The sequence below is a fragment of the Romboutsia timonensis genome (assembly GCF_900106845.1).
Classification (GTDB): domain Bacteria; phylum Bacillota; class Clostridia; order Peptostreptococcales; family Peptostreptococcaceae; genus Romboutsia; species Romboutsia timonensis.
Genome location: NZ_LT629864.1, coordinates 1 through 2,926, shown reverse-complemented (window position 1 = coordinate 2,926; position 2,926 = coordinate 1). Strand labels below are relative to the sequence as shown.

The following is a 2,926-nucleotide window of genomic DNA, read 5'->3' as shown; positions in this document are numbered from 1 at the left end:
ATCATATATATAGTCAAATAAGTCTCTTTCTTTTTCATATATAAATTTTTCTTTATAATTTACCTTTATTAAGTCTGCTATTTCTTCATTTACACCTTTTAATTGTATTCTTTTATACTCATCTTTTATATAATTTAGTGCAAATTCTACAACATATGATAGTTTATCCTTTATACATAAAGGTATTATTGAAAATACATCACTTTCGTATTCTAAAAGTATTATTGCAAAATCATTTTCTATATAATATTTTGTGTTAAATAAATGCCTCCACATATATATAGTACTAAAGCAATACTCGCTAGCTTCATAATCTACTAATTTAAAATATGGCTCTAGTTCTGATTTCGAATTTATGTCAATATATTTAAACATAATCAGTCTCCTAAATTTTCTTGAAAGCTTTATATTATAATTAATATTCTTTATAGTATGCAAAAAATATAAATGGGTCACATTTTTACAATAAAATTATAAAATATGACCCATCTTGACTATTCATTATTTCTTCTTGTTTTAATATTGTGTTATTATTTAAGCTTCTTTCTTAGTTCTAAAACATAAAGAATAAACTAATACTACTGCAAAACATATTACTGGTATTAAGAATGATGAACGAACTGCTGCTTGTGCTCCTGTAAATGCTGGTACTATAGATGATAATATTCCTGTATCTATCATTTTACCCATTATAGGTGTTATAACTGCTCCACCAAGTATCGCCATTATAAGTCCTGCTGCTCCAACCTTTACTTCTTCACCTAAATCTTTAAGTGCTATACCGTAAATTGTAGGGAACATTAATGACATACACGCTGATATAGCTACTAAACACCATACTGATTGATTTGTTGGTAAATATATAGTTCCTAAACTAAATACTATACCACCTACTGCAAATATTGCCATCATTACAGATGGGTCAATGTACTTCATTAAAGCTGTACATATCCATCTACATACTATAAATGATATTATAGCTATTAAATAATATCCTGAAGCTGAAGCTTCATCTAATCCAAGGTTAGTCATTACATAGCTTATAGTCCAAGTCCATACTGATATTTGAACTCCAACATAGAAAAACTGTGCAACAACTCCAAATGCATAACGAGGTATTTTAACTAATTTCTTAATTGAACTTACTATATTAATTTCACCTGATGTATCCTTTTCTGAATCTTTGCTTTTCTTAAAGAATACCCATATTATTAGTGCTATAACTACTAATCCAACATATGGTACACATACCCATAATAATTCATTACTACGTATTGTACTTAATGCTTCTGGACTCATAGCTATACGTTCTTCATAAGTTGCAGGATTTAAGTTACTTAATATAAGATATTTAGCCATTATAATACCTGTTAATGAACCTAATGGGTTAAAAGCTTGAGCTAAGTTAAGTCTACGTACACTAGTTTCTGGTGCTCCTAATGAAATTACGTATGGATTACAAGTTGTTTCAAGTATTGATAATCCTCCTGCTAAAACGAAAACTGATGCTAAGAATAAGTTGAAATTTTGAGATATTGCAGCTGGTATATATCCCATAGCTCCTACTATGTATAAACCTAGACCTACTAATACACCAGTTCTATATGAGTATTTCTTTATAAGTATTGCTGCTGGAAGTGCTAATACTGCATATGAACCATAAAATGCAACTTGTGTTAATGAAGCATCTGCTGCCTCAAGCATAAATATTCTACCAAATGCCGGTACTAGATTATCTGTCATATTGTTTAATAATCCCCACAATACAAAGCAAGATACAAGCATAACAAAATGTACTATATATTTTTTAGGAACAATAGGTGTTGTCTCCTGTTTATTTCCTACAGAACTACTTAACTTGCCATCCATAATGTTTCCCCCCCCATATATTCTTTTTTATAATAGATTATTTTCTATATCTCTTAAATCCTGGATGTCTTCCGGTTACTCCGTAGCCTTTTCTCATTCCTATTAATCTATTTATATTTTTTTCAGATATTTCTTTTTCTCCACCTAATAAATGAGCTGTTAAACTTATTTTTGCATATAACTCTAAAGTTTCCATTCTGTAGTATGCAGTTATTAGATCAACCCCTACTGCAAGTGCTCCGTGATTTTCAAGTAATAATACATCATGTTCTTGTAAATATGGTGCTATTGCATCTGGAACTTCATAAGTAGATGGTGTTCCATATGGTGTTACTGGTATAGATCCTATTGCTATAACAGTTTCTATCATAGTATATCTATCCATATCTAAGTGAGCAACTGCATATCCTGTCGCTGTTGGTGGATGAGCATGTACTACAGCTCCTACATCTTCTCTTTCTTTATAACATCTTAAGTGCATTTTTATTTCTGATGATGGTTTAGCTCCTTCTGGACCATCTAAAACTTCTCCATTTTCATCTATATGAACTAATTTTTCTGGTGTTATAAAACTTTTACTTATACCTGTTGGTGTTGCTAAAAAAGTACCATCATCTAATTTTACACTTACATTTCCATCATTAGCTGCAACCCATCCTAATTGCCACATTTTATGGCATACATCACATATTTGTTCTCTTACTTCCATATATTCTAAAGTTTTTACGCATTCCATAATAACTGCCTCCAAAATTAATTTTATTATTCTACTACTACACCTTTTTGTAATATAACGTTTGCATACAATGCTTTTTCCCCTGTTGCGATTATTGCGTATGCTTTTTTAGCTTCATCATAAAATTTAAATCTTTCTATAGTTCCTACTGTTTCTGCACCACGATTATCGTGCTTTTGTATAATTTCTTTATAAGTATCCCATATTGGAGTTTCTACATCATCTCCTGGCATAACTTCCATTAAATTAACTGGCTTATCTATATAAGTATCTAATGGAAAAACTGTTAATATAGCATCTAAAAGTTCTGCTACTCCATGT

General features: G+C 30.3%; 3 protein-coding genes and 1 pseudogene. All 4 read right to left on the bottom strand.

What is annotated here, in order from left to right; translation table 11 throughout:
* Positions 1 to 375, bottom strand: a pseudogene (locus BN7997_RS14765) (DUF2156 domain-containing protein); the annotation flags it as partial.
* Between the two features lie 159 nt (positions 376 to 534).
* Positions 535 to 1,869, bottom strand: a complete 1,335-nt coding sequence (fucP, locus tag BN7997_RS14760) for an L-fucose:H+ symporter permease (RefSeq protein ID WP_071121585.1) — start codon at positions 1,867 to 1,869, stop codon at positions 535 to 537.
* 37 nt (positions 1,870 to 1,906) lie between these two features.
* Positions 1,907 to 2,605, bottom strand: coding sequence for a class II aldolase/adducin family protein (locus tag BN7997_RS14755; protein WP_071121584.1), 699 nt, complete (start codon positions 2,603 to 2,605; stop codon positions 1,907 to 1,909).
* A gap of 26 nt (positions 2,606 to 2,631) precedes the next feature.
* Positions 2,632 to 2,926: RbsD/FucU family protein (locus BN7997_RS14750; RefSeq protein ID WP_071121583.1), on the bottom strand; the 295-nt coding region annotated here is incomplete at its 5' end.

Bases quoted from the DNA above. Each gene is read 5' to 3' on its own strand.
- fucP (WP_071121585.1), bottom strand. From the start codon at position 1,869: ATGGATGGCAAGTTAAGTAGTTCTGTAGGAAATAAACAGGAGACAACA.
- BN7997_RS14755 (WP_071121584.1), bottom strand. From the start codon at position 2,605: ATGGAATGCGTAAAAACTTTAGAATATATGGAAGTAAGAGAACAAATA.